Consider the following 23,275-nt stretch of genomic DNA (forward strand, 5'->3'; position numbering starts at 1 on the left):
GGCCACCCTCAGGCGGCCGGCCTGACGCTCGTACCCGCCGCCGCGGCCCACTCCACCAGCAGAAGCTGGTACTCCTTCTCGTCGTCCGGGGACAGCAGTCCGCCCGAGCGCTGCCACAGGGCGCGAATCTCGTCGTTGACCACGGAGACGGAGCGCACGGAGACGGGACGCACGGAGACCGGCGTGTTCGGATACGGGGACATGTAACCCAGATTAGGGCCCCGGCCGGACAGTTGGCCCTCTGAGGGCAGGGACATCCCTCACACCTCCTCCGGTATCCCTCACACCTCCTCCCGGAAACCTTCACGGCGGGTGCGCGACCTGCCACTGCGGGTACGGGCCGGCGGTCTCCGGGCACGCCGGTTCACGCGAGGTCCTGGACCAGTCCGAGGGCCCGGAGCCCGTCCGGCCGCTCCGCCACCGGCAGGTGGTCCACGAAACGCACGTCACAGCCGAGCGCCGCCGCGCCTCCGTCCGCGTGGCGGTCGTCGCCGACCATGACCACGTCCGCCGGATCGCGCTCCAACAGCGTGCACGCCGTGCGGAACAGGCGGACATCCGGCTTCTGGATGCCGTGTTCGCAGGACAGGACGTAGACGTCGATCAGCTCGTCCAGTCCGTGCGCGCGGAACACGGGCCGGAGGTCCCAGCCGATGTTGCTCACGACACCGATGGCGGTCCCGCTGTCGCGGAGGCCCCGCAGTACCGCGGGGGCGTCGGGGTACGGCTGCCAGGCGTCCGGGCTCATGTGGCGCTCGTACAGCGCGTCGTAGAGGTCCTCCTCCGGCAGCGCGGCCTCACGCGCGAGGCCCGTGTACGCCTCCCGGTGCAGTGGCGCGCTCCGGTCACGTGAGGCCCACACGGCGGCGAGATGCGGCGGGATCCGTTGCGGGGGCGGGCCGCCGGGCAGCGCCCCGGCAACCGTCAGCCGCCGTACGTACCGCTCGACGTCGGACGGCTCCATGGCCGGGCCGCGCTCGTCGAGGACGGCCCGGAACCAGGAGCCGACGTCCTCGACGCGGAAGAGGGTCCCGGAGAAATCGAAAAGCACACCCTTGATCTGCATGGGCTGATCATCCCGGCTGCGGGGTGGCCCTACAACGGCGCCCTTTCGCCGCCCACCGCCCGGCGGGCTGCGTACCCGGCAGCCGAGAGGGCGGCCACGGCCGCACCCAGCAGCAGCCCGCCCAGGACATCGGTCAGCCAGTGCACGCCCAGGTAGAGACGGGTCACGGCCACGCCCACGACGGAGACCACGGCCACCGCCAGTGCCGTCCACCACAGGAGCGGTGCCGTGCCGTACAGCCGCAGCAGCCACAGAAGCAGCCCGCAGGTCACCATCGCCGTCATGGCGTGACCCGAGGGGAAGGCGGCGTAGTGCGCCGAGTCCACGGGGTCCGGCCACTGTGGGCGCTCCCGTCCCACCGCGGCCTTCAGCCCCTGCTGCAGCAGGGTCGCGAGCGCGCTGGTCGCCGCCACCCACACGGCGAGGGGACGCGCTCCGCGACACCACAGGGTGACCACCACCACAGCGGTCAGGGCGCGCATCGTCCAGGGATCCCACACCCAGTCCGTGAGCACCCGGTTGACGTGCACCAGCCCCGGCTCGGTGACGGCCGCGCGGTGCAGCGTCTTCGCCACCGTGCCGTCCAGCGACATCAACGGCGACCATCGCACGGTGACGAGAACGGTCAGGACGGCGGAGAGAGAGGCGCAGACGACACCCGTGCCCAGCAGAAGTCTTCCGGTGTGCGAGGAGGGCGGCGGGGAGTGTGGAGGGGAGTGCATGGGAGTGATCCTCGCGGACGACCCGCGGATCCGGCTATCCCAGAGCTCTGAGTCCCGGCACGAACGCCACCAGCAGCGGCACGACCGGCACCAGGGCGGCCGCGGCCGTCAGCCGCAACCGGCGGCCCGCGGTGAGACGTTCCACCGGGGCGAGCAGCCGGTTGACCCGGAGCGGCACCTGGGCGTCCGGCGCGGAGAAGGGACCGAACACCCCGCGGTCCTCGTTGAGTCCGACCAGGGCGAGCGCGGTCGTCAGCCGGCCGAAGCGCCGTGACGCCACGTCGTCCGCCGCCAGTTCGACGAGGCGGTGCATCTCGTCGCGGAACGCGGCGAACACCGGGACCTGCGGGAAGCCGGTCGCGAGCGCGGCCGAGCAGTGCAGGAGCCAGTCGTGACGAGCCTGCGCGTGCCCCTGCTCGTGAGCGAGCACCGCATCGAGCTGACGGCCTTTCAGCCGTCCGAGAGCCGCGGTGGTGATGACGAGTTGGGGGGCAGCCCCCGGCAGCCACCAGGCATCCGGGCGTTCCCCCTCCAGCACCACGAGGCGCTCGCTGCCCGGTTCCTCGCCGGGCAGCAGCGGAGAGCGGACCAGCAGTTCCGTGCGCCGCCGCCTGCGGCGCAGCCGGGCCCGGTGGATCTCGCGCACGAGCATGGCGGCGGTCCACAGTCCGCCGAGCGCCAGCAGCACCGCGATGACCGCCGACCACGGCCCATACGCTCCGAGCGCGTAGGCCTCGACCACGCCGTGCGGGGCGGGGGCGAAGACGTGCCCGCGCACCGCCTGCCAGGCGGCCGCCGCGCTGAACGTCATCGAGAGCCCGAAGGACAGCAGGACCCCCGCCACCACGCACTGCCAGACCCACAGGGCCACGACCGGCTCGCGCTCCGGCCACCGCGCCCGCGCCATCAGGCCCGGAGCGACGACGGCAGCCAGTGCACCGAGCAGCAGCAGCGTGCAGGAGACCAACATGGGCGTCAGCCTATGAGTGCCGCGGCACCCACGGGTACGGCCGCGCGTGGCAAGTGACGCACGACACGGTTTGCCGTGGCCGCCGTCTCACAATGTGAGCAGCATGGCGAACATGGCTATGGCCATCGTCAGTCTGCACGCCGGAGTCAGGTCGAGCCCCCTGCCGATGCCGGCCGTACCGGGACCGCCGGGGACGGCCGGAACGCCCGCCGGGGTGGCCACCGGTACCAGCCGGCCCGCCGAGCGCAGTACGTAGAGCGCGTAGTAGGCCAGCAGGACTCCCGTCAGCAGGGGCACACCTCCTGCGGCCCCGGCGGTCCCCGCGGCGCCGTGCGCGAGGTGGCCGCCGTGTCCGCCGGGAACCGCCCAGGGGGCCATCGCCACGGCCATGTAGACCATGGCCAGGGACCCCACCAGGTGGTGCAGGTGGTGGCCGCTGTGCCGGGCGCCCACGAGAGCGCGCAGCGCCGCACCGCCGAACACCACCGCGTACACCGCCCACATCCGGTCCGGGAGCGGCAGCAGAGCCGCAGGCACCGTCATCGCGGCCATGCCGAAGCCCATCACCGCCTCGGCGCGTGCCGTCCTGCGTTCCTCTTCCGTGCCGCTGCGCGTACGCAGCAGGCAGTACGCGCCCGTGGTCGCGCACAACACCATCAGCAGCCAGCCGGACAGCGCCGGTCCGTGCACGGTGCACCTCCCCCTGGGGCGAATGACGCCGGTGTCGCCCCATCGATGCCCCACCCGGACCTCTCCTACCGGGGCGCATTGAGGTATTGGGGGAGCGCGACCCGGCCTGCGGGGCGGTCGAGCGGCTGCACGGCCCCGCCCGCGCGCCGTTAGTCTCGGACGGCACTGTCGGCAGCACACCACCGGAGAACGCCACATGGACACCGCACCCGCCCCTGGCCAGGCACAGCTGACCTTCCGCCATGCGACCGAGGACGATGTGCCGGTCCTCCTGCGACTCGTCGAATCCGCCTACCGCGGGGACGCCAGCCGAGCCGGCTGGACCACGGAGGCGGACATCCTCGAGGGGCAGCGCACCGACGCGGAGGGAGTGCGCGACGCTGTCACCGCCCCGTCCGGGCGCATGCTCCTGGCCGAGCGCGACGGGGAGCCGGTCGCCTGCTGCCAGCTCGAACACCGCGGCTCGGCGGCGTACTTCGGCATGTTCGCGGTCAAGCCCGAGCTGCAGGGGGCGGGCCTCGGCAAGGTGATCATCGCCGAGGCGGAGCGCGCGGTCCGCGCGAGCTGGGGCGTGAGTGAGATGCACATGACGGTGATCACCGTCCGTGAGGAACTGATCGCCTGGTACGAGCGCCGGGGCTACCGCCGTACGGGAGAGCTGACCCCCTTCCCGTACGGCGACGAGCGCTGCGGCATCCCCCGGCGCGACGACCTGGTGTTCGAGCTGCTGGTCAAGAAGTTCTAGCACCCCTCCGGCACTCGCCGGCCACGCCCTGCCCGGGGGTGGACGCAGCCGGTCACGGCGCCAGGGCGCTCAGGCGGTGAAGCGGCCGGCGCGACGGATCTCCGGGTGGTCGGTCGTCGCGCCGTCCAGTCCGAGCGCCCGCGCCAGCCGCAGGTGGTCCTGCGTGTTCACGACCCAGCCGATCACCCTCAGGTTCTGCGCGTGCGCCTCCTCGACCACCTCCAGCGTGAGGCGGCGGATGTTCAGGGCCAGTGTCGCGGCGCCCACCGCCTTCGCCCGCTCCACCACATCACCGCCCCAGCGGCTGGCGACGAGGACCGTCCGCACCCCGGGAACCAGCTGCGCGATCCCGGCGACCGCCTCGTCGTGGAACGAGGACACCTCGACCCGGCCGGCGAGCCCGCGCCGCACCATCACCTCGGCCAGTGCCCGCGCCGCCGCCACGTCCTTGATCTCGGCCTGCAGGGGCGAGCCGACCGCGTCCAGCACCTCCTCGAAGACGGGCACCCGCTCGCCCTGCCCCGCGTCGAGCCGGCGGAGTTCGGCCAGGGTCATGTCGGCGATCAGGCCGGTGCCGTCCGTCGTGCGGTCCACGGTCGCGTCGTGCATGACGGCGAGCGCGCCGTCCTTGCTCAGGTGCAGATCGAGCTCGATGGCGTCCATACCGGCCTGCTCCGCCTGCGTGAACGACCGCAGTGTGTTCTCCGGTGCGACACCCATCACCCCGCGATGACCGATGGTCTGAAAAGTCAAGGCACTCCCGCTTCCGTCCGCCGTTCCGGCCCCGTCCGCAGTTCCTGCCCACAGGTAACCAGTTCCGGCGGCCCGGAGGCCGGATGTCCCACGCTCTCAGCGGAAGAAGTTGTCGAGCTAGTGTCTGACAGGAAAAATAGCGGTGACCATGTGAAGTGGCAGGATAATTTTCAGAGCCCCACTTGTCTGGAGGAACGGCCCGCGGATACGGTTGCCGGACGCGAGGTTCTCCCGTGAAGGAAGTGTTATGACGGAAATTCTTGAGCAAGCCCCAGTATCCGGCGCGATAGCTGCTGCCCAGCGGGTCGTCGAGCACCCGGCCTGGCCCGCGCTCAAGAGTGCCGTGGAAGAGCTGCGCCCCTGGCAGTCGAAGGACGGATCCATCGACTTCTCCGCCGAGGGCGCACCCTCCCCGGAGCAGGCGACGGCCACCCTGGAGCGGGTGAGCTCCGCGATCGAGCAGCTCTCCCCGCTGCTCCCGCACGACGCCGACTACCACCGCGCGCTCGTGACGGACCTGGCCCGCTGGGCCGCGGACGGTTTCGGCGTCCCGGACTTCCTCGACTCCCTGCTCGCCTTCCAGCCCGCCAGGAACCGTGCCGACGGACTCCAGCACCTGGTCGTGTTCGCGATGTACACGCAGAACGGCAACCCCGACCGCAACCTCGAGGCGGTCGTGCTGCGGATGGTGTGGCCCGAGTGGCTCGCCGACCTTGAGGCCACGCGCTACGACAACCCCCTGTTCTGCGGCATCACCTTCGAGGACTTCACCTCGGGCTACGACACCAACTCGGCGGTGCTCTTCCCCGAGACCATCGCCGTGCGCGAGGCCCCGGAGCGCTTCAGCTGGGGCGGCATCTTCTGCGACCGCGAAGCCGCCCGCTTCCGCCGGGTGACCGAGGCCTCCGTCGACCTCCTGGGTCTCGAACTTCCGGACGACATCCGTGAGATGGTCGGCGACCAGAAGCGCTGCGAGCAGGCCTTCGTCCTCTGGGACATGGTCCACGACCGCACCCACAGCCACGGTGACCTGCCGTTCGACCCCTTCATGATCAAGCAGCGCCAGCCGTTCTGGATGTACGGCCTGGAGGAACTGCGCTGCGACCTGACCGCCTTCAAGGAGGCCGTGAAGCTGGAGGCCGACGGGTTCGGTCAGGGCCGTGACGTGCAGTTCGCGGTGCTGTTCGACCGGATGTTCCGCTTCCCCGTCACCGGCGAGCGCGTACGCAACTACGACGGCCTCGGCGGTCAGCTCCTCTTCGCCTACCTGCACAAGCACGATGTGGTCCGCTGGACCGACAACACGCTGAAGATCGACTGGGCCCGCGCCCCCCAGGTGACCACCCAGCTCTGCGGTGAGATCGAGAAGCTCTACCGCGACGGCATCGACCGCCCCAAGCTGGTGCACTGGTTCGCCGCGTACGACCTGGTCGCGACCTATCTGGCCCCGCACCCCGGATCGCGCTGGGCCAAGGGCCCCGACGCCCTGGACCTGACACAGCCGCCGCGAAAGCTTGTCGACGACGTGCTTCCCGACGAGTTTCCCCTGAGCATGTTCTATGAGGCGCTCGCCAAGAAACTGAAGCACGTGATCGCCTCCACCAAGGGCATCACCGCGACGGACGCAGGGCGGGCAGCCGCGTGAACGCAGGTTCTGAGGAGGCGGTGGCCATGAACGCGACAGGCACGGGCGACAGGAGCGGTGCGCTCGAGGGTGCGGTGATCGCGGTGGCCGGAGCGGCCGGCCCGGCGGGCCGGGCCACCCTCCTGAGGCTGGCGGAGGCGGGCGCGACCGTGGTCGCCTCGGACGCCAACCCGGAGCGGCTCGCCGAGGCGGTGGACGCCGCGCGCTACGCACACGGCGGTGCGACCGTCACCGGCGACACCGTGGACCTGCTCGATCTCGACGCCACCCGGGACTGGGCCGTCAAAACCGAGAAGGAATTCGGCCGGATCGACGGCCTGGTCCACCTCGTCGGCGGCTGGCGCGGCAGCGCCGGCTTCGCCGAGACGCGCCTCTCGGACTGGGACTTCCTGGAGAAGCTGCTGATCCGTACCGTCCAGTCCACGACGCTCGCCTTCCAGGAACCCCTCCAGCGCAGCGACCGCGGCCGGTACGTGCTCGTCAGCGCCGCGGGGGCGAGCAACCCCACCGCCGGCAACGCCGCCTACGCGGCCTCCAAGGCCGCGGCAGAGGCCTGGACCCTCGCCCTGGGCGACGCCTTCCGCGCGGCGGGGGGCGACGCGGGGCCGGCTGCTGCTGCTGCGATCCTGGTGGTCAAGGCACTGGTGCACGACGCCATGCGCGCCGAGCGCCCGAATGCGAAGTTCGCGGGATTCACCGACGTCAAGGAGCTGGCCGAGGCCATCTCCGGCGTCTGGGACCGGCCCGCCGGAGAAGTGAACGGAAAGCGCCTGTGGCTGACCCCGCAACCATGAGGACCGACGCGCGACAGCACCACGATCCGCAGGTGCGCGGCTTCGCGAGTGACAACTACGCGGGCGCGCACCCGGAGGTCCTCGCGGCCCTCGCCCTCGCCAACGGCGGCCACCAGGTCGCCTACGGCGAGGACGACTACACCGAGCACCTCCAGCGGGTCATCCACAGCCACTTCGGCCCGACCGCCGAAGCGTTCCCGGTCTTCAACGGCACCGGCGCCAACGTCGTCGCCCTCCAGGCGCTCACCGACCGCTGGGGTGCGGTGATCTGCGCGGAGTCGGCCCACATCAACGTGGACGAGGGCGGCGCCCCGGAGCGGATGGGCGGGCTGAAGCTGCTCACCGTCCCGACCCCGGACGGAAAGCTGACGCCGGAGCTCATCGACCGCCAGGCCTACGGCTGGGACGACGAGCACCGGGCGATGCCGCAGGTGGTGTCCATCGCGCAGAACACCGAGCTGGGCACCGTCTACACCCCCGACGAGATCCGGGCCATCTGCGACCACGCCCACGAGCTGGGCATGAAGGTGCACCTGGACGGTGCCCGGATAGCCAACGCGGCCGCGTCGCTGGACGTGCCGATGCGCACGTTCACCAACACGGTCGGCGTCGACGTGCTCAGTTTCGGCGGTACCAAGAACGGCGCGCTGTTCGGCGAGGCGGTCGTGGTCCTTCAGCCGGACTCCGTCCGTGCCATGAAGCACCTGCGCAAGCTGTCGATGCAGCTCGCCTCGAAGATGCGCTTCGTCTCCGTCCAGCTGGAGGCGCTCCTCGCGCGTGACCTCTGGCTGCGCAACGCCCGGCACGCCAACGCCATGGCCCAGCGGCTCGCCGAGGGGGTCCGCGCCCTGGACGGCGTGGAGATCCTGTACCCCGTCGAGGCCAACGCGATCTTCGCCCGGCTGCCGCACGAGGTGAGCGAGCGGCTGCAGAAGCGCTTCCGGTTCTACTTCTGGGACGAGACGGCCGGCGACGTCCGCTGGATGTGCGCCTTCGACACCCGCGAGGAGGACGTCGACGCCTTCCTCCTGGCGCTCAAGGAAGAGATGGCCCGGTAGCCGCACGGCGAAACGGCCGGTCGCAATGGTCCGACCGGCCGCTTCGCCGTGTCCTGGCCTCCACGGGCCGCAGCGGGTCCGCCACGGCCCTGCCGGCCGGTCAGCCGCGCTCGCGGGCCTCCGCGGGCGTCGGAGCCGTACCTCCGAGGTGCGCCGGCACCCACCAGGTGTCACCCGCGTCCTTCGGGCGCACCGGATAGGCGCGCTGCGCCGCCTCGAGCAGTTCCTGCACCCGCTCGCGCAGCCGGCGGGTGATCGCACCGGCGTACTGGTCGGCGGGGGCCTCCATGGGCTCGCCGACCCGGATGGTGATCGGGGTGTGGCTGCGCCGGAAATTGCGTGGCCGGCCCTTGGTCCACAGGCGCTGGGTGCCCCACAGGGCCATCGGGATCAGCGGCACGCCGGCCTCCTGGGCCAGCCGCGCGGCGCCCGACTTGAAGCTCTTCAGCGTGAACGACTGGGAGATCGTCGCCTCGGGGAACACTCCGACGATCTCACCGGAGCGCAGCGACGCGAGGGCGTGCGCGTAGGCGTCCTCACCCTGCTTGCGGTCGACCGGGATGTGCTTCATGCCGCGCATCAGCGGTCCGGAGACCTTGTGCCGGAAGACCGACTCCTTCGCCATGAAGCGGACGAGCCGCTTCTGCGGCAGCGCGCCGAGTCCGGTGAAGATGAAGTCGAGATAGCTGATGTGATTGCTGACCAGAACCGCGCCACCGGTCTTCGGGATGTGCTCCGAACCCTGGGTGTCGATCTTCAGGTCGAGCGCCTTGAACAGCGTGCGAGCGGCGCCGATGACCGGCCGATAGACGAGTTCTGCCATCTGGATGAAGACCCTTCTTCAATGCCTGGGGTGGGTTCTCCCGGCGGAAGTTACGCAGCCGTAGGTTTTCGGCATTGGGGCGATCGTGCCCCATGTGCGACGCCGTGGCCAGCCCCAAAGGCCTCGGGGCGAGAGATTCTCGTCACGTGAAACCTCCGGGAATGTAACGCGGTGGCCCGGTGCTGACCCTTTGCGCAGAGCTCTGAGGAGGAGACCGGGATGGACGGGCAGACGATCGGCGACCCCCTGGACGCCGCGCAACTCGGTGCGCCGCTGGGGGAGCGGGCCACTCTCGTGCAGTTCTCGAGCGCGTTCTGCAGGCCCTGCAGCGCCACGCGGCGCACGCTCGCGGAGGTGGCCGGAATGGTCGACGGGGTCGCCCACATCGAGATCGACGCCGAGGCGCACCTCCCGCTCGTCCGCAGCCTCCGCATCAGCCGGACGCCGACCGTCCTCGTGCTCGACGCGGACGGGCGCGTCGTACGCCGGGCGGCCGGTCAGCCCCGTACCGCGGATGTCGTCGCGGCGCTGGGAGAGGCGATGTGACATGCCGTGACGCATCTCCCACATGACGGTCCGCGCTTGACTGCACACACCACTCATCGTCAGTCTGACGCTATGCCGCCAGAACTCCTTCTCTTCTGCCGGGTGCACGTGGACCTCGTGCGCCACGCCAGTGCGCGCTGTCCGGGTGCCTGAGGAACCCACGGCCCCGTACGCCCCCTCCCAGAAGGACTCGTCGATGACGGCCTCGCCCGACCTCGCCACTCCCCGAACGGCCACGCCCGAGCTCCTGCGCTCCGTGTTCCGGCAGCATGCCGCCGGAGTCGCCGTGATCACCGCCGCCGGCGAGCGGCCGGTCGGCTTCACGGCCACCTCGCTCAGCTCCGTCGCCGCCGAGCCGCCGCTCATCTCCTTCGGGGTGGGCACCTCCTCCTCCAGCTGGCCCGTCGTGGCGGAGGCCGAGCACGTCGGCGTACACATACTCGGGGAGCACCAGCGGGAGCTCGCGGCCACCTTCGCGCGCAGCGGCGCCGACCGCTTCGGCCCTTCCACCGAGTGGCGCCGCGGCCCCCAGGGGGTGCCCCTGCTCGGCGGTGTCGTGGCCTGGCTGGTCTGCCGGGTGGTGGCCCGTGTCCCGGCCGGGGACCACAGCCTCGTGATCGCCGAGGTGGTGGGCGGAGACCCGTCGGGCGGCGGTCGGCCGCTGGTCTACCACCAGGGTCGTTTCACTGCTCTGCGAGACTGACGGCGCGCAGGCGGCGCAGGGGCGGCCACGTTGGCAAGGTCACAGTTCCAAGCGCTTGCTTATGGGGAATGCACTGGATGTACTGACGAGTAATATTTCCTTCGGAGCCTCGGTCGCCCCGACCGGAAACCGCCCCACAAGGCGCCTATGCTGCGTGCAACAAGGCAGCCCAGAAATGACGATGCAGTAGGAGAGCCGGCGTGAGCTTGAGGATCGTTGTCTGTGTGAAGTACGTACCCGACGCCACCGGGGACCGGCACTTCGCCGATGACCTGACCCTGGACCGTGACGACGTCGACGGTCTGCTGTCGGAGCTCGACGAGTACGCGGTCGAGCAGGCGCTGCAGATCGCCGACGAGGCGGACGACGCGGAGATCACCGTGCTGACGGTGGGCCCCGAGGACGCCAAGGACGCGCTGCGCAAGGCCCTGTCGATGGGCGCGCACAAGGCCGTCCACGTCGAGGACGACGACCTGCACGGCACCGACGTCATCGGCACCTCCCTGGTGCTGGCCAAGGCTGTCGAGAAGACCGGTTACGACCTGGTCATCTGCGGCATGGCGTCGACGGACGGCACCATGGGTGTCCTTCCGGCGCTGCTCGCGGAGCGCCTCGGCGTCCCGCAGGTCACGCTCCTGTCCGAGGTCTCCGTCGAGGGCGGCACGGTCAAGGGCCGCCGTGACGGCGACGCCGCGAGCGAGCAGCTCGAGGCCTCCCTCCCGGCCGTGGTCTCCGTGACCGACCAGTCGGGTGAGGCGCGCTACCCGTCCTTCAAGGGCATCATGGCGGCCAAGAAGAAGCCGGTCGAGTCGCTGGACCTCGAGGACCTGGAGATCGAGGCGGACGAGGTCGGTCTCGGGGGCTCCTGGACCGCGGTCGACTCCGCGGCCGAGCGCCCGGCCCGCACGGCGGGCACGATCGTCAAGGACGAGGGCGAGGGCGGCAAGCAGCTGGCCGAGTTCCTTGCGGGCCAGAAGTTCATCTGAGCCCCGGCCGTTCCCTCCACCGCCCCGCACTCCCTCGCACGCAGGAGATTGAAGTCCCATGGCTGAAGTTCTCGTCTATGTCGACCACGTGGACGGTGCCGTCCGCAAGCCCACCCTGGAGCTGCTGACGCTCGCCCGCCGCATCGGCGAGCCCGTCGCCGTCGCCCTCGGCAACGGGGCCGCCGACACCGCCGCCGCGCTCGCCGAGCACGGCGCGGTCAAGGTACTCACCGCCGACGCCCCGGAGTTCGCCGACTACCTCGTCGTACCGAAGGTCGACGCGCTCCAGGCCGCCTACGACGCCGTGTCGCCGGCGGCTGTGCTGCTGCCCTCCTCCGCGGAGGCCAAGGAGATCGCGGCCCGCCTCGCGCTGCGCATCGGCTCCGGCATCATCACCGACGCCGTCGACCTGGAGGCCGGTGAGCAGGGACCGGTCGCCACGCAGTCCGCGTTCGCCGCCTCGTACACCACCAAGTCGCGCGTCTCCAAGGGCACCCCGGTCATCACGGTCAAGCCGAACTCGGTCGCCGTCGAGGCCGCCCCGGCCGCGGGAGCCGTCGAGACCCTCACGGTCTCCTTCTCCGAGCAGGCCACCGGCACGAAGGTCCTCTCCCGCACGCCGCGCGAGTCGACCGGCCGTCCGGAGCTGACCGAGGCCGCGATCGTCGTCTCCGGCGGCCGCGGCGTCAACGGCGCGGAGAACTTCGGACTCATCGAGGCGCTCGCCGACTCCCTCGGCGCGGCCGTCGGCGCCTCCCGCGCCGCGGTCGACGCCGGCTGGTACCCGCACACCAACCAGGTCGGCCAGACCGGCAAGTCGGTCTCCCCGCAGCTGTACATCGCCTCCGGTATCTCGGGCGCGATCCAGCACCGGGCCGGAATGCAGACCTCGAAGACGATCGTCGCGATCAACAAGGACGCCGAGGCGCCCATCTTCGACCTCGTCGACTACGGCGTCGTCGGCGACCTGTTCCAGGTCGTCCCGCAGCTCACCGACGAGGTCAAGACCCGCAAGGGCTGACCTCGAAGAGGCTGTGCCCGTACGACGGCCCGGGGCCGCGCGGTGTTCCCACCGCGCGGCCCCGGGCCGTTCGCGATCACCATTGACGCGTGAGCCGGAGACTTATAACTTCACCATGCGGATGAAAGCTTCCGGGAAGCGGAAATACTGAACACGTGGAGGGTGCGGTCATGGGTCAGCAGGAGAAGGTGGCGACGAGCCTCGCCGGCGCGGTCGGTGAGCAGATCAGCGCCTCCCTCACGGCGGTGGACGCCGAACTCGCCCGCCGTTACCCGGGAGACCCCGGGACCCGTCAGCCCGTCCACACCGTCTACGTCCCCGCCGACACCTTCGGCGCCACCACCGTCCGCTCCTGGGGCGACCGCGCGCTGGAGGCCCTCGACGAGCACGCCCCGGACGCCGCCGCGCTCGCCGGCATCCTCGGCATCCCCGAGGAGCTCGCGGAGCCCGTCCACGACCGGGTGCGCGCCAAGCTGGAGCGCGAGCCCGTGGAGGACCTGCGCATCGACTTCGAGGACGGCTACGGGCCGCGGCCGGACGCCGAGGAGGACGAGGCCGCCGCGCGAGCGGCCCGGCTCGTCTCCCAGGCGTACGCGAACGGCACCGCCGCGCCGTACATGGGCATCCGGACGAAGTGCATGGAAGCCGCCGTCCGGGACCGCGGCATCCGCACCACGGACATCTTCCTCACCGGCCTCATGCGGGCCGGCGGCCTCCCCGACGGGCTCGTACTGACACTGCCGAAGGTGACGTACCCCGAACAGGTCACCGCCTTCGTCCGGCTGCTGGAGGCATTCGAGGAGGCCCACGGCCTGCCGGCCGGGCGGCTCGGCTTCGAGATCCAGATCGAGACCAGTCAGTCCATCCTCGCCGCCGACGGGACAGCGGCGGTGGCCCGCATGATCGACGCCGCACAGGGCCGAGCGACGGGCCTGCACTACGGAACGTTCGACTACAGCGCCTGTGTCGGGGTCAGCCCCGCCTACCAGGCGAGCGACCACCCCGCCGCCGACCACGCCAAGGCCGTCATGCAGGTCGCCGCGGCGGGCACGGGCGTGCGCGTCTGCGACGGCTCCACCAACGTGCTGCCCGTCGGTCCCGCCCAGCAGGTCCACGACGCCTGGCGCCTGCACTACGGGCTCACCCGCCGCGCCCTGGCGCGCGCCTACTACCAGGGCTGGGACATGCACCCCGGCCACCTGCCCACCCGCTACGCGGCCGTCTACACCTTCTACCGCGAGGGCATGGGCGCGGCCGCCTCCCGTCTGGCCGCCTACGTGGCCAAGGCCGGCGGCGACGTGATGGACGAGCCCGCCACCGCGAAGGCGCTGAGCGGCTACCTCCTGCGCGGCATCGACTGCGGCGCCCTGGACACCGCGGAGGTCGTGGAGCTGACCGGCCTGTCCCGCGCGGACCTGGACGGCTTCGCCTCGCCCCGCCGGGGCGGACTGACCGTGACGGCCCCGTAGGCCCTCGGCCCGGCCAGGCGGCTGCCTCAGGCCCCGGCCGGTGGCAGTTCACCCGAGCCCCGCGGGATGAGCCGGGTCGGGAGCTCCACCCTGACCGGGGCGTGGTCGGCCCCGTCCAGGCGGCGGAAGAGGTGCTCCGCCGCCGTACGGCCGACTGCCGCGGCGTCCTGCGAGATGACGGTGATGCCGAGCAGGTCGGCCAGTTCGATGTCGTCGAAGCCGACCAGGGCGATCCTGCGGTCGCACTCCGCGAGGACGCGGACGGCGGTGACCGTCACGCGGTTGTTGCCGGCGAAGAGCGCGGTGACCGGCTCGGGTCCCCGCAGCATGGTCTCGGCGGCCTCCCGGACCCGTGCCGGGTCGGTGGAGCCGAGGGAGACCCAGGAGTCCTCGACCGTGATCCCGGCGTCGGTCAGGGCCGTGTGGTACCCGCGCAGTCGTTCCTTCGCCGTGTGGATGCGCGGCCGGTCGCCGATGAAGCCGATCCTGCGGTGGCCGTGCGCGACCAGGTGGGCGACGCCCTCGCGCGCGCCGCCGAAGCTGTCCGAGAGGACCATGTCGGCCTCGACCCGGCCTGCCGGACGGTCGACGAACACGGTGGCGATGCCCGCCTTTATCTCGGGCTCGAGGTACCGGTGGTCGTCGCCCGCCGGAATCACGATGAGGCCGTCCACACGGCGTGCGCAGAGGGCGAGTACGAGTTCCTGCTCGCGCTCGGGGTCCTCGGCGCTCGATCCGTTGATCAGCAGGGCGCCGTGTGCGCGGGCCACCTCCTCCACGGCCCGGCTCAGCGGCCCGTAGAAGGGATCCGCGAGATCCTCCAGCACCAGACCGATCGAAGCGGTACGCCCCTTGCGCAGCACACGGGCGCTGTCGTTGCGCCGGAAACCCATCGCCTCGATCGCCTCCTGGACGCGGCGCTCGGTGTCGGGTGTGACCCCGGGTTCGCCGTTCACCACCCGGGAGACCGTCTTGAGGCCGACTCCGGCACGGGCCGCCACATCCTTCATGGTCGGCCTGTTGCCGTAACGGGACTCGGAATGACGGGCGGTCATGGCCACGGTGTGCTGTCCTGTCGTCGGATGCGGGCGGTTTCGGCGGCGCTGTCAGGGGTCGGAGGCTGTGGCGTCGAGCATAGGCCCTGGACAACGTTGTCATCTCCAGGGACACTGTGCGGACCATTTGACGGAAGCCGCAGGTCTGGCGCCTCACCCCTCCGGAGAGACAACACCGATGCATACCGACCTCGTCGCCGCGCTCGACATCGGCGGCACCAAGATCGCCGGCGCGCTGGTGGACGGCGGCGGGGCCCTCCTCGTACGGGCGCGGCGGCCGACGCCCGCCCGCGAGGACGAGGAGGCGGTGATGGGGGCGGTGAGCGAGGTCCTGGCCGAACTCATGGCGTCCCCGCTGTGGCACAGGGCCGCCACGGTCGGCATCGGCAGCGCCGGGCCGGTGGACGCCTCGGCGGGCACGGTCAGCCCGGTGAACGTCCCGGGGTGGCGGGACTTCCCGCTGGTGGAGCGGGTCCGCAGGGCAACGGGCGGCCTTCCCGTCGTGCTGGTCGGCGACGGTGTCGCGATGACGGCGGCGGAGCACTGGCTCGGCGCCGCCCGCGGGTACGACAACGCGCTCTGCATGGTGGTCTCCACCGGTGTCGGCGGTGGGCTCGTCCTCGGCGGCAGGCTCCATCCGGGTCCCACGGGCAACGCCGGCCACATCGGCCACATCTGCGTCGACCTGGAGGGTGATCTCTGCCCCTGCGGCGCACGCGGCTGCGTCGAACGCCTCGCCAGCGGCCCGAACATCGCCCGGCGGGCGCTGGAGAACGGCTGGCTCCCCGGCCGGGACGGGGATGTCACCGCGGCGGCGGTGGCCGCCGCCGCCCGGGCCGGCGACCCGGTCGCCATCGCTTCGTACGAGCGGGCCGCCCAGGCGCTCGCGGCCGGTATCGCCGCCACGGCCACGCTGGTCGAGATCGACATCGTGGTGATCGGCGGCGGAGTGGCCGGCGCGGGTGACGTGCTGTTCGCGCCCCTGCGACGGTCGTTGCGCGACTACGCCACGCTGTCCTTCGTCCAGGGCCTCACGGTGGCGCCCGCCGTCATGGGTACCGACGCCGGCCTGGTGGGCGCCGCGGCCGCCGCGACGGCGGTCCCTTCCGGAGCCGGTGACGTGCGGGCCGTGGCCGCGCAGTAGCCGCGCCCCGGCCCGGCGGCCCCGGCCCGGCGGCCCTGGTCGGCCGGCTGCTGCGGCACGACCACCAGGAACGCGTCCCGGTCCAGGTCCATCACGACCTGGGCGGCCACGCCCTCGCCGCGGCGGGCCGCCGCGAACTCCTCCGCGGGCCTGCTGCCCCGCGGCCCTCCCGCGGGGAACTGCTCAAGTACCGTGCGGCGCACCGCACACCTCCTCGTCGCTCCTGTGACTGTCCGCTCCAACGACGTCACACCGGCGTCCGTCACGGCCGGACGGCCGCCGCCCGGACTCGCCGAGCCGGACGTCCCCTGCGGGCGCCGGGGACGGCCGGGTGCCCAAGGGCATCGCCCGGTGGGGTTTCCGCAGCGGGGTGTTGCGGGCAAGCCACAGGGGGCTACGGAAGAGGGGGACGCGTGATCGTCTGGATCAACGGTGCGTTCGGTGCGGGCAAGACCAGCGCCGCGTGCGAACTGATCGACCTGATCCCGAACAGCACCTTCTACGACCCCGAACTGATCGGCGGGGGACTGCGCCACCTGCTGCCCCAGAAGAAGCTCGCCGAGGTGACCGACTTCCAGGACCTGCCGATCTGGCGGCGTCTGGTCGTCGACACGGCCGCCGCCCTCCTCGCCGAGCTGCCGGGAGTCCTCGTGGTGCCCATGACACTGCTGAGGCAGGACTACCGCGACGAGATCTTCGGCGGGCTCGCCTCCCGGCGCATTCCGGTGCGCCACGTGCTGCTCTCACCTGAGGAAACGATCCTGCGCAGGCGGATAGCCCACCGCGAGAAGTCCGCGGACGACCCCGAGCAGGCCGGGCGGACCCGGCAGTGGGCGTACGAGCACATCGAGCACTACCGGGCGGCGCTCGACTGGATCACCGCGGACGCCCACACGGTCGACACCAGCACGCTCACACCGCGCGCGACGGCCGAACGTATCGCCGAGGCCCTGCGCACCGGTGAGGCCCGGGAGTGCGGGATAGTCCAGACGCCCGAGCCGCGTGCGGAGACCGTCGCCTCCGGGGTTCTCCTCTTCGACGAGCAGGACCGCGTCCTGCTCGTCGACCCGACCTACAAACCCGGCTGGGAGTTCCCCGGCGGCGTGGTGGAACCGGGGGAGGCCCCGGCGCGGGCCGGGATGAGGGAGGTCGCCGAGGAGCTCGGCCTCCACCTCGGGACGGCACCGAAGCTCCTGGTGGTCGACTGGGAGGCCCCGAAGCCGCCCGGCTACGGAGGCCTGCGCTTCCTGTTCGACGGCGGCCTCCTGCGGGGCGAGGACGCCGGCCGGATGCTGCTCCCCGGGGCGGAGCTGCGCGGCTGGCGTTTCGTCACCGAGGCCGAGGCGGCCTCGCTGCTGCCGCCCACCCGTTACGAGCGGCTGCGCTGGGCCCTGAGGGCCCGCGAACGGTCCGCCGTACTGAATCTCGAGGCCGGAGTGCCGGTGGGCGGGTAGCGAAGGCTTCGCACCCTGCTCGCCTCGGCCGACGGGCGAGCGTCCGGCTCGCTCGCCGACCGAAGGTGCCCTGGTGATTCAATCCCTCGAACTTCTTGAAGCGGGTCCGCAAGGCGCGCAGCTGTGGGGTCGCGTTGTGCCGGTCCAAGTCTTCTCGGGCGCGCCAGACCTCGGTGACGGTCCCGAACTCGACGCCTGCGTCCAGGAGCACCGGCGGAAGCGACTGCAGGAGCTGGACAGCCGCATGACCGACCTGCAACGTGCCCGCACCTCACTCAGCGACCTCCTCGGCACCTCGACGCGAGCTTCCCGGGCCGCGTCCTCGCCCGCCTGAGTCAACCTCAGGACGCCCCCCTCGCCGGGAGGTCTAAGCTCGGCAGATGACCTTGCAATGGGAACAGGTAGTCGTCCACTCGGTGGACCCGGCGGCTCTGGGACAGTGGTGGGCCGAGGCTCTCGGCTGGGTCGTGGTCCACTCCTCCGACGACGAGTTCGAGATCCGCCCGGAACCGGATCGCCTGCCGGGGCTGGACTTCGTCCGGATCGACGAGGGCAAGAAGGCCAAGAGCCGGCTGCACCTCGACTTCAGGCCTGACGACCAGGACGCCGAGGTGGCTCGTCTGGAGGCCCATGGCGCGCAGCGGGTCGACATCGGCCAGGGTGTTCAGTCGTGGGTCGTGTTGGCGGACCCCGAAGGCAACGAGTTCTGTGTCCTCGGCCGGCGGCGTCAGTGAGGCCCGCGTCCGGGTGGGTCCGCTGGTGTACCGATCGACCGGCGGTTCGGCCCTCGCGCCGAACGCCGGCGGATCGCCCCGGCAGAGCGTGGTTGCGCGAACGCGGAGCAACCGTCGATCCCCCTGAGCTCTCGCTCCCGCACGGGCGAGCCGTCCCTGCGGCCGGCCCGGCAGGGAACCGGCCGGAGTGCCGTGGTGTCAGCTGCCACGGCGCCGAGCCGTGGGAGCACGGCTCCATCAGCGGCTGAACCGGTTTCTCCGCGGTCGTGGGAGCGGGCCGGCCACGTCAGGGGCTCGCACGGACGCGCAGATACTCCGACACGGTAGCCGTGCGCAAGCCTCGCGCATCGATGACACGGATCGGTGCGGCAAACTGCCGCCGCACCACCTGGACACCCGCACGGGCCGCAGCCTTCGAGCCCGTCGGAGCCGTGCGCCGGCCGTCCTCCGCCCGCTCGGTGAGCAGCGTCGGACGGCGGCGACTTCCGCGTCCACTCCAGGGGGCAGCCCCCGGCCGGGCCTCACACCTTCTTGGACTCCGCGTAGTTCCGCAGGAACAGTGCCTCGGCGACCGAGAGCCGCTCGAGCTCCTCGGGCGACACGCTTTCGTTCACCGCGTGGATCTGCGCCTCGGGCTCACTGAGCCCTATCAGGAGGATCTCCGCCTCGGGATACAGCTCGGAGAGGGCGTTGCAGAGCGGGATCGAGCCGCCCATGCCGGAGGCCTGCATCTCCTCACCCGGGTAGGCGACCCGCATGGCGTCCGCCATCGCCGTGTACGCGGGGCTGCTGAGGTCGGCGCGGAACGGCTGCCCCTGACCGACCTGTTCGACCGAGACCCTGGCACCCCACGGTGCGTGCGACTCGAGATGGGAGGTCAGCAGCTTCGTCGCCCGGCCGGCGTCCTGGCCCGGCGGCACCCGGAGGCTGATCTGCGCCCGGGCGCTCGCCTGCAGCGACGGCGTGGCGCCCACCACCGGAGGGCAGTCGACACCGATGACGGTCACCGCGGGGCGCGCCCAGATCCGGTCGGCCACCGTGCCCGTGCCGATCAGCTCCACACCGTCCAGCACCTTGGCGTCCTTGCGGAACTCGTCCTCGGGGTACTGCAGCCCGTCCCACGTGGCGTCCGTCGTGAGTCCGTCGACCGTCGTCGTACCGTCCGCGGCCCGCAGCGTCGACAGCAACTGGATCATCGCGGCCAGCGCGTCCGGGGCGGCACCGCCGAACTGCCCGGAGTGCAGATTTCCCTCGAGGGTGTCCAGTCGCACGCGCAGCATGGTCATGCCCCGCAGCGTCGAGGTGACGGTGGGCAGACCGACGCGGAAGTTGCCGGTGTCCCCGATCACGACGGTGTCGGCGGCGAGCAGTTCCGGGTGCGCCTGCGCGTACTGTTCGAGACCGCCGGTCCCCTGCTCCTCGGAACCCTCCACGATCACCTTGACCGAGACGGGGACGCCGCCGTCCGCCTTGAGGGCGCGCAGCGCGAGCAGGTGCATGATGAAGCCGCCCTTGCAGTCCGCGGCGCCCCGGCCGAACCAGCGGCCGTCGCGCTCGGTCAGCTCGAACGGCGGGGAGATCCAGGCCGACTCGTCCAGCGGCGGCTGCACGTCGTAGTGCGCGTACAGCAGGACCGTCGGCGCGCCGGCCGGTCCGGGCAGGAAGCCGTAGACCGACCGGGTGCCGTCGGGCGTGTCGAGCAGGGCGACGTCCTGGAAGTCCTCGGCGCGCAGCGCGTCGGCGACCCAGTCGGCCGCTGCCTCGCACTCGCTCTTCGGGAACTGCGCGGGGTCCGCCACCGACCGGAAGGCCACCAGCTCGGTCAGCTCCGCCTTCGCGCGGGGCATCAGCGAGGCAACGGTCTCGGTCATCGGACGGGCGGTCATGGGCACGCTCCTCGTGGGTGCGACGTCAGGTCTGTGGGGCGCTGTGTGCGCGTCCGGGGGCGAGGCCGTCGGTGCGGCGTTGCCTGTACGACGAAATCATGGCTGATCCTCCCACAGCGATGCCGGGCCACCGCGCGCCGTAGGATGCCGGGAGCAGCTGGGGCCACTGGTCGGGATCGGGAGCAGAAGCACATCGTGAGCAGCGAGAACGCAGACGCCGGACGTGAGCCGGAAGAGTCGTCGGTACCGCAGGAGTTGTCGGTGTGGGACGTCGTGGTGGTCGGCGCCGGCCCGGCCGGCGCTTCCGCGGCGTACGCGGCGGCCGTTGCAGGCCGGCGGGTGCTGCTGCTGGAGAAGGCGGAGCTGCCGCGGTACAAGACGTGCGGCGGCGGAATCATCGGATTCTCCCGGGACTCCCTGCCCCCGGGGTTCGAACTCCCCCTGAAGGACCGGATCCACGCGGTCACGTTCTCGCTCAACGGGAAGCTGTCCCGTACCCGCAGGTCCAAGCGCATGCTCTTCGGGCTGATCAACCGGCCGGAGTTCGACGCCGGCCTGGTGGAGGAGGCGCAGAAGGCGGGTACCGAACTGCGCACCGGTGTGACGGTGACGCGTGTCGAGCAGCACGGGCCGGCCGTTCCGGACCGGCGCACGGTCGCCGTGGTGCTGGCCGGCGGTGAGACGGTGCTCGCCCGGGCGGTCGTCGGCGCCGACGGCAGTGCAGGCCGCATAGGAGCCCACGTCGGGGTGAAGCTCGACCAGGTGGACCTCGGTCTCGAGGCCGAGATCCCCGTGCCCGCGACGGTCGCGGAGGACTGGGCGGGGCGGGTTCTGATCGACTGGGGGCCGATGCCCGGGAGTTACGGCTGGGTCTTCCCCAAGGGCGACACGCTGACCGTCGGGGTGATCGCGGCGCGTGGTGACGGTGCGGGGACCAAGCGCTATCTGGAGGACTTCATCGGCCGGCTGGGCCTCGCCGGTTTCGAGCCGACGATCTCCTCGGGCCATCTGACGCGGTGCCGCAGCGAGGACTCGCCGCTCTCCCGTGGCCGGGTGGTGGTCTGCGGTGACGCGGCCGGACTCCTCGAGCCGTGGACGAGGGAAGGCATCTCCTTCGCCTTGAGGTCCGGACGGCTCGCGGGCGAGTGGGCGGTACGCATCGCGGAGGCGCACGATGCCGTCGACGCCCGGCGCCAGGCACTCAACTACGCCTTCGCGATCAAGGCGGGGCTGGGCGTCGAGATGGGTGTCGGCCGGCGCATGCTCAAGCTGTTCGAGCGGCGCCCCGGAATCCTGCACGCGGTGCTGACCGGTTTCCGTCCCGCCTGGAAGGCGTTCGCCGGGGTCACCCGGGGGACCACCTCGCTGGCCGAGCTGGTCCGTACGCACCCGCTGGCGCAGCGGGCCATGTCGGCGATGGACCGCTGAGGGCGGGCTGCCCCGGGCCTGCCCCGCGCCTCGCCGGGCGTGTCAGCCGTCGACGGTGATGCGGAAGACCGGGTGGTCGGGGCAGGCGGCGAGGAGCTCCGCGTCCGTGGACCGCGCGGTGACGCCCTGGAAGTACTGGTCGACCTCCCAGCCCCATCGCTGGAGGTAGGCGCGTACGACGCGCGCCTTCTGCTCGTCGTCCGCGATCTCCACGGCCGTGAAGCTGCGGATCTTCCGGCCCACCCGCAGCTCCCCGCCGCCAGCCACCCGCATGTTGCGCACCCACTGGGAGTGGCCGCGGGCGGAGACCAGGTACTGGGCGCCCTCGTAGGTGTGGGGGTTCACGGGGATGCGCTGCATCTGTCCGCTCCTGCGGCCGCGGACCGACATCTCTGCGGTGCCGAGGAGGCTGATGCCGCGGCGTGCGAGCCGGCCGATGATGCTGTTCATCCGGACGGTGAAGGGGCCGCCCTGAAGGTAGTACGGCTGCTGAGACATGGTGCTGACTCCCGTTTTGGCTGTAGTCCGGCGCTCTCATTCGAGAGCACTGCTCTCGCTCGAGATCAGTGTGCACGCGGGCCCGCCCTGAAGCAAGAGCAGTGCTCTCGTTTTAGGTCGCTGCTCCGTATCCGTGGCAGACTGACAGCATGAGCACCATCCGAGGAGCCAGGGAGCGCGCCCGCGTCGAAGTCACCGCGGCCATCAAGGACGAAGCCAGGAGGCAACTCGCGGCGGACGGCGCCGCGAAACTCTCCTTGCGCGCCGTGGCCCGTGAGCTGGGCATGGTCTCCTCCGCGCTCTACCGCTACTTCCCGAGCCGCGACGACCTCCTCACGGCCCTCATCGTCGACGCCTACGACGCGGTCGGCGAAGCCGCCGAGGCCGCCCGGGCGACGGCGGGCGGCTCCACCGGCCCGCATACCGCACGCTGGGCGGTGGTCGCCTGCGCGGTGAGGGACTGGGCGCTCCGCCACCCGCACGAGTACGCCCTGATCTACGGCTCGCCCGTCCCCGGCTACACCGCCCCGCAGGAGACCGTCGGCCCCGCGTCCCGGGTGGGCCTCGTCCTCGTCGGACTCGCGCGCGACGCCCACCGCACGGACGGCCTGGCCGTCCCCCGGCTGAGCGCGGAGCTGCGCCCCGAGGTCGAACGCATGGGGTCGGACCTGGCCCCCGACCTCCCGCCCGCCGCGGTGGCCGCCCTCGTCGCAGCGTGGGCGCAGCTCTTCGGGCTGATCTCCTTCGAGTTGTTCGGCCAGTTCACCCGGGTCGTCGAGGACCGGGAACCGTTCTTCCGCCACGCCGCCCTGGAGCTCGCCCGTTCGGCCGGACTCATGGACGGCCCGCACGGCGGCGCCGCCTGAGCCGGGAGCGGATGCGGTACGGGTCCCGCGTGCGGCCCTCTCCCGCCCCGTGACGCTCCCGGGGCTCCCCGTGTGAAGCTCAGGCTCCCCGCGCTCCCCGGGCTGCCGGGCGTAAGGCTTCCGGCCTCCAAGGCCGCAGGGTCCGAGGCCTGCCGCAGCCGCAGGGTCCCCGAGCCGCCGTGGGCCCCGGACGCCCCGCTCCACCCGGTTCCGGCGCCG

The 23,275-nt window shown here is 71.8% G+C and carries 25 protein-coding genes; 15 read left to right on the plus strand and 10 right to left on the minus strand.

Going from position 1 to position 23,275, the window contains the following annotated elements; all coding sequences use genetic code 11:
- Window positions 1-8 precede the first annotated feature (8 nt).
- From QFZ58_RS32030 to QFZ58_RS32050, 5 genes are all read right to left on the minus strand, one after another.
- Entirely contained in the window at window positions 9-203 is a 195-nt protein-coding gene (locus tag QFZ58_RS32030) for a hypothetical protein (RefSeq protein ID WP_307128359.1), read from the minus strand.
- A gap of 161 nt (window positions 204-364) precedes the next feature.
- On the minus strand, window positions 365-1,066 hold the full coding sequence (locus QFZ58_RS32035) for an HAD family hydrolase (RefSeq protein WP_307128360.1): 702 nt from the start codon (window positions 1,064-1,066) through the stop codon (window positions 365-367).
- Window positions 1,067-1,095: 29 nt separating this feature from the next.
- Complete coding sequence (locus QFZ58_RS32040) at window positions 1,096-1,788, minus strand: phosphatase PAP2 family protein (RefSeq protein ID WP_307128361.1); 693 nt, start codon at window positions 1,786-1,788, stop codon at window positions 1,096-1,098.
- Between the two features lie 34 nt (window positions 1,789-1,822).
- Entirely contained in the window at window positions 1,823-2,758 is a 936-nt protein-coding gene (locus tag QFZ58_RS32045; protein ID WP_307128362.1) for a M56 family metallopeptidase, read from the minus strand.
- Between the two features lie 87 nt (window positions 2,759-2,845).
- Window positions 2,846-3,448: a DUF5134 domain-containing protein gene (locus tag QFZ58_RS32050; protein ID WP_307128363.1), complete on the minus strand. Its 603-nt coding sequence runs from the start codon at window positions 3,446-3,448 to the stop codon at window positions 2,846-2,848.
- 196 nt (window positions 3,449-3,644) lie between these two features.
- Here QFZ58_RS32050 and QFZ58_RS32055 point away from each other — a divergent pair, with 196 nt between their 5' ends.
- On the plus strand, window positions 3,645-4,193 hold the full coding sequence (locus QFZ58_RS32055; RefSeq protein ID WP_307128364.1) for a GNAT family N-acetyltransferase: 549 nt from the start codon (window positions 3,645-3,647) through the stop codon (window positions 4,191-4,193).
- 69 nt (window positions 4,194-4,262) lie between these two features.
- On the opposite strand, the gene QFZ58_RS32060 is transcribed toward QFZ58_RS32055, so the two are convergent.
- Window positions 4,263-4,946, minus strand: a complete 684-nt coding sequence (locus QFZ58_RS32060) for a glycerophosphodiester phosphodiesterase family protein (protein ID WP_307128365.1) — start codon at window positions 4,944-4,946, stop codon at window positions 4,263-4,265.
- 247 nt (window positions 4,947-5,193) lie between these two features.
- On the opposite strand from QFZ58_RS32060, the gene QFZ58_RS32065 reads away from it, so the two are divergent.
- Genes QFZ58_RS32065 through QFZ58_RS32075 form a run of 3 tightly spaced genes read left to right on the plus strand, consistent with a single transcriptional unit; the run spans window position 5,194 to window position 8,443 of the window.
- Window positions 5,194-6,591, plus strand: a complete 1,398-nt coding sequence (locus QFZ58_RS32065; protein WP_307128366.1) for a DUF6421 family protein — start codon at window positions 5,194-5,196, stop codon at window positions 6,589-6,591.
- Window positions 6,592-6,617: 26 nt separating this feature from the next.
- Window positions 6,618-7,385 (plus strand): SDR family NAD(P)-dependent oxidoreductase, encoded by a 768-nt coding sequence (locus tag QFZ58_RS32070; protein ID WP_307128367.1) that lies wholly within the window; start codon window positions 6,618-6,620, stop codon window positions 7,383-7,385.
- Window positions 7,382-8,443, plus strand: coding sequence for a low specificity L-threonine aldolase (locus QFZ58_RS32075; RefSeq protein ID WP_307129065.1), 1,062 nt, complete (start codon window positions 7,382-7,384; stop codon window positions 8,441-8,443). Before QFZ58_RS32070 ends, QFZ58_RS32075 begins: the two co-directional genes overlap by 4 nt.
- Before the next feature lie 100 nt (window positions 8,444-8,543).
- Here QFZ58_RS32075 and QFZ58_RS32080 read toward each other — a convergent pair whose 3' ends face one another.
- Window positions 8,544-9,266 carry a 1-acyl-sn-glycerol-3-phosphate acyltransferase gene (locus QFZ58_RS32080; RefSeq protein WP_307128368.1) on the minus strand — a complete coding sequence of 241 codons (723 nt, stop codon included), beginning with the start codon at window positions 9,264-9,266 and terminating at the stop codon, window positions 8,544-8,546.
- A gap of 219 nt (window positions 9,267-9,485) precedes the next feature.
- Between QFZ58_RS32080 and QFZ58_RS32085 the strand changes: the two genes are divergently transcribed.
- The 5 genes from QFZ58_RS32085 to QFZ58_RS32105 all read left to right on the plus strand — a co-directional run bounded on the left by QFZ58_RS32085 (window position 9,486) and on the right by QFZ58_RS32105 (window position 13,991).
- Entirely contained in the window at window positions 9,486-9,812 is a 327-nt protein-coding gene (locus QFZ58_RS32085) for a thioredoxin family protein (RefSeq protein WP_307128369.1), read from the plus strand.
- 196 nt (window positions 9,813-10,008) lie between these two features.
- Complete coding sequence (locus QFZ58_RS32090) at window positions 10,009-10,515, plus strand: flavin reductase family protein (RefSeq protein WP_307128370.1); 507 nt, start codon at window positions 10,009-10,011, stop codon at window positions 10,513-10,515.
- A gap of 200 nt (window positions 10,516-10,715) precedes the next feature.
- Window positions 10,716-11,501: an electron transfer flavoprotein subunit beta/FixA family protein gene (locus QFZ58_RS32095; RefSeq protein ID WP_307128371.1), complete on the plus strand. Its 786-nt coding sequence runs from the start codon at window positions 10,716-10,718 to the stop codon at window positions 11,499-11,501.
- 58 nt (window positions 11,502-11,559) lie between these two features.
- On the plus strand, window positions 11,560-12,522 hold the full coding sequence (locus QFZ58_RS32100; protein WP_307128372.1) for an electron transfer flavoprotein subunit alpha/FixB family protein: 963 nt from the start codon (window positions 11,560-11,562) through the stop codon (window positions 12,520-12,522).
- Window positions 12,523-12,692: 170 nt separating this feature from the next.
- Window positions 12,693-13,991 carry an aldolase gene (locus QFZ58_RS32105; protein ID WP_307128373.1) on the plus strand — a complete coding sequence of 433 codons (1,299 nt, stop codon included), beginning with the start codon at window positions 12,693-12,695 and terminating at the stop codon, window positions 13,989-13,991.
- 26 nt (window positions 13,992-14,017) lie between these two features.
- Here QFZ58_RS32105 and QFZ58_RS32110 read toward each other — a convergent pair whose 3' ends face one another.
- Window positions 14,018-15,052 (minus strand): LacI family DNA-binding transcriptional regulator, encoded by a 1,035-nt coding sequence (locus QFZ58_RS32110; RefSeq protein ID WP_307128374.1) that lies wholly within the window; start codon window positions 15,050-15,052, stop codon window positions 14,018-14,020.
- Window positions 15,053-15,224: 172 nt separating this feature from the next.
- Between QFZ58_RS32110 and QFZ58_RS32115 the strand changes: the two genes are divergently transcribed.
- The 4 genes from QFZ58_RS32115 to QFZ58_RS32130 all read left to right on the plus strand — a co-directional run bounded on the left by QFZ58_RS32115 (window position 15,225) and on the right by QFZ58_RS32130 (window position 18,378).
- Entirely contained in the window at window positions 15,225-16,190 is a 966-nt protein-coding gene (locus tag QFZ58_RS32115) for an ROK family protein (RefSeq protein WP_307128375.1), read from the plus strand.
- A 413-nt stretch (window positions 16,191-16,603) separates the two neighbouring features.
- Window positions 16,604-17,644: an NUDIX hydrolase gene (locus QFZ58_RS32120; protein ID WP_307128376.1), complete on the plus strand. Its 1,041-nt coding sequence runs from the start codon at window positions 16,604-16,606 to the stop codon at window positions 17,642-17,644.
- A 136-nt stretch (window positions 17,645-17,780) separates the two neighbouring features.
- On the plus strand, window positions 17,781-17,978 hold the full coding sequence (locus QFZ58_RS32125; protein WP_307128377.1) for a hypothetical protein: 198 nt from the start codon (window positions 17,781-17,783) through the stop codon (window positions 17,976-17,978).
- 46 nt (window positions 17,979-18,024) lie between these two features.
- Window positions 18,025-18,378 carry a VOC family protein gene (locus tag QFZ58_RS32130; RefSeq protein ID WP_307128378.1) on the plus strand — a complete coding sequence of 118 codons (354 nt, stop codon included), beginning with the start codon at window positions 18,025-18,027 and terminating at the stop codon, window positions 18,376-18,378.
- Between the two features lie 521 nt (window positions 18,379-18,899).
- On the opposite strand, the gene QFZ58_RS32135 is transcribed toward QFZ58_RS32130, so the two are convergent.
- The gene (locus tag QFZ58_RS32135) at window positions 18,900-20,264 is read right to left on the minus strand and encodes a dipeptidase (RefSeq protein WP_307128379.1); all 1,365 of its coding nucleotides are present in this window, start codon (window positions 20,262-20,264) and stop codon (window positions 18,900-18,902) included.
- A gap of 195 nt (window positions 20,265-20,459) precedes the next feature.
- On the opposite strand from QFZ58_RS32135, the gene QFZ58_RS32140 reads away from it, so the two are divergent.
- The gene (locus tag QFZ58_RS32140) at window positions 20,460-21,692 is read left to right on the plus strand and encodes a geranylgeranyl reductase family protein (protein ID WP_307128380.1); all 1,233 of its coding nucleotides are present in this window, start codon (window positions 20,460-20,462) and stop codon (window positions 21,690-21,692) included.
- A 42-nt stretch (window positions 21,693-21,734) separates the two neighbouring features.
- Here QFZ58_RS32140 and QFZ58_RS32145 read toward each other — a convergent pair whose 3' ends face one another.
- A complete protein-coding gene (locus tag QFZ58_RS32145; protein ID WP_307128381.1) occupies window positions 21,735-22,190 on the minus strand; it encodes a nitroreductase/quinone reductase family protein in 456 nt (151 codons plus the stop codon).
- A gap of 149 nt (window positions 22,191-22,339) precedes the next feature.
- Here QFZ58_RS32145 and QFZ58_RS32150 point away from each other — a divergent pair, with 149 nt between their 5' ends.
- Entirely contained in the window at window positions 22,340-23,056 is a 717-nt protein-coding gene (locus QFZ58_RS32150) for a TetR/AcrR family transcriptional regulator (protein ID WP_307128382.1), read from the plus strand.
- Window positions 23,057-23,275: the final 219 nt, after the last annotated feature.

Source organism: Streptomyces sp. B1I3, assembly GCF_030816615.1.
Classification (GTDB): Bacteria; Actinomycetota; Actinomycetes; order Streptomycetales; family Streptomycetaceae; genus Streptomyces.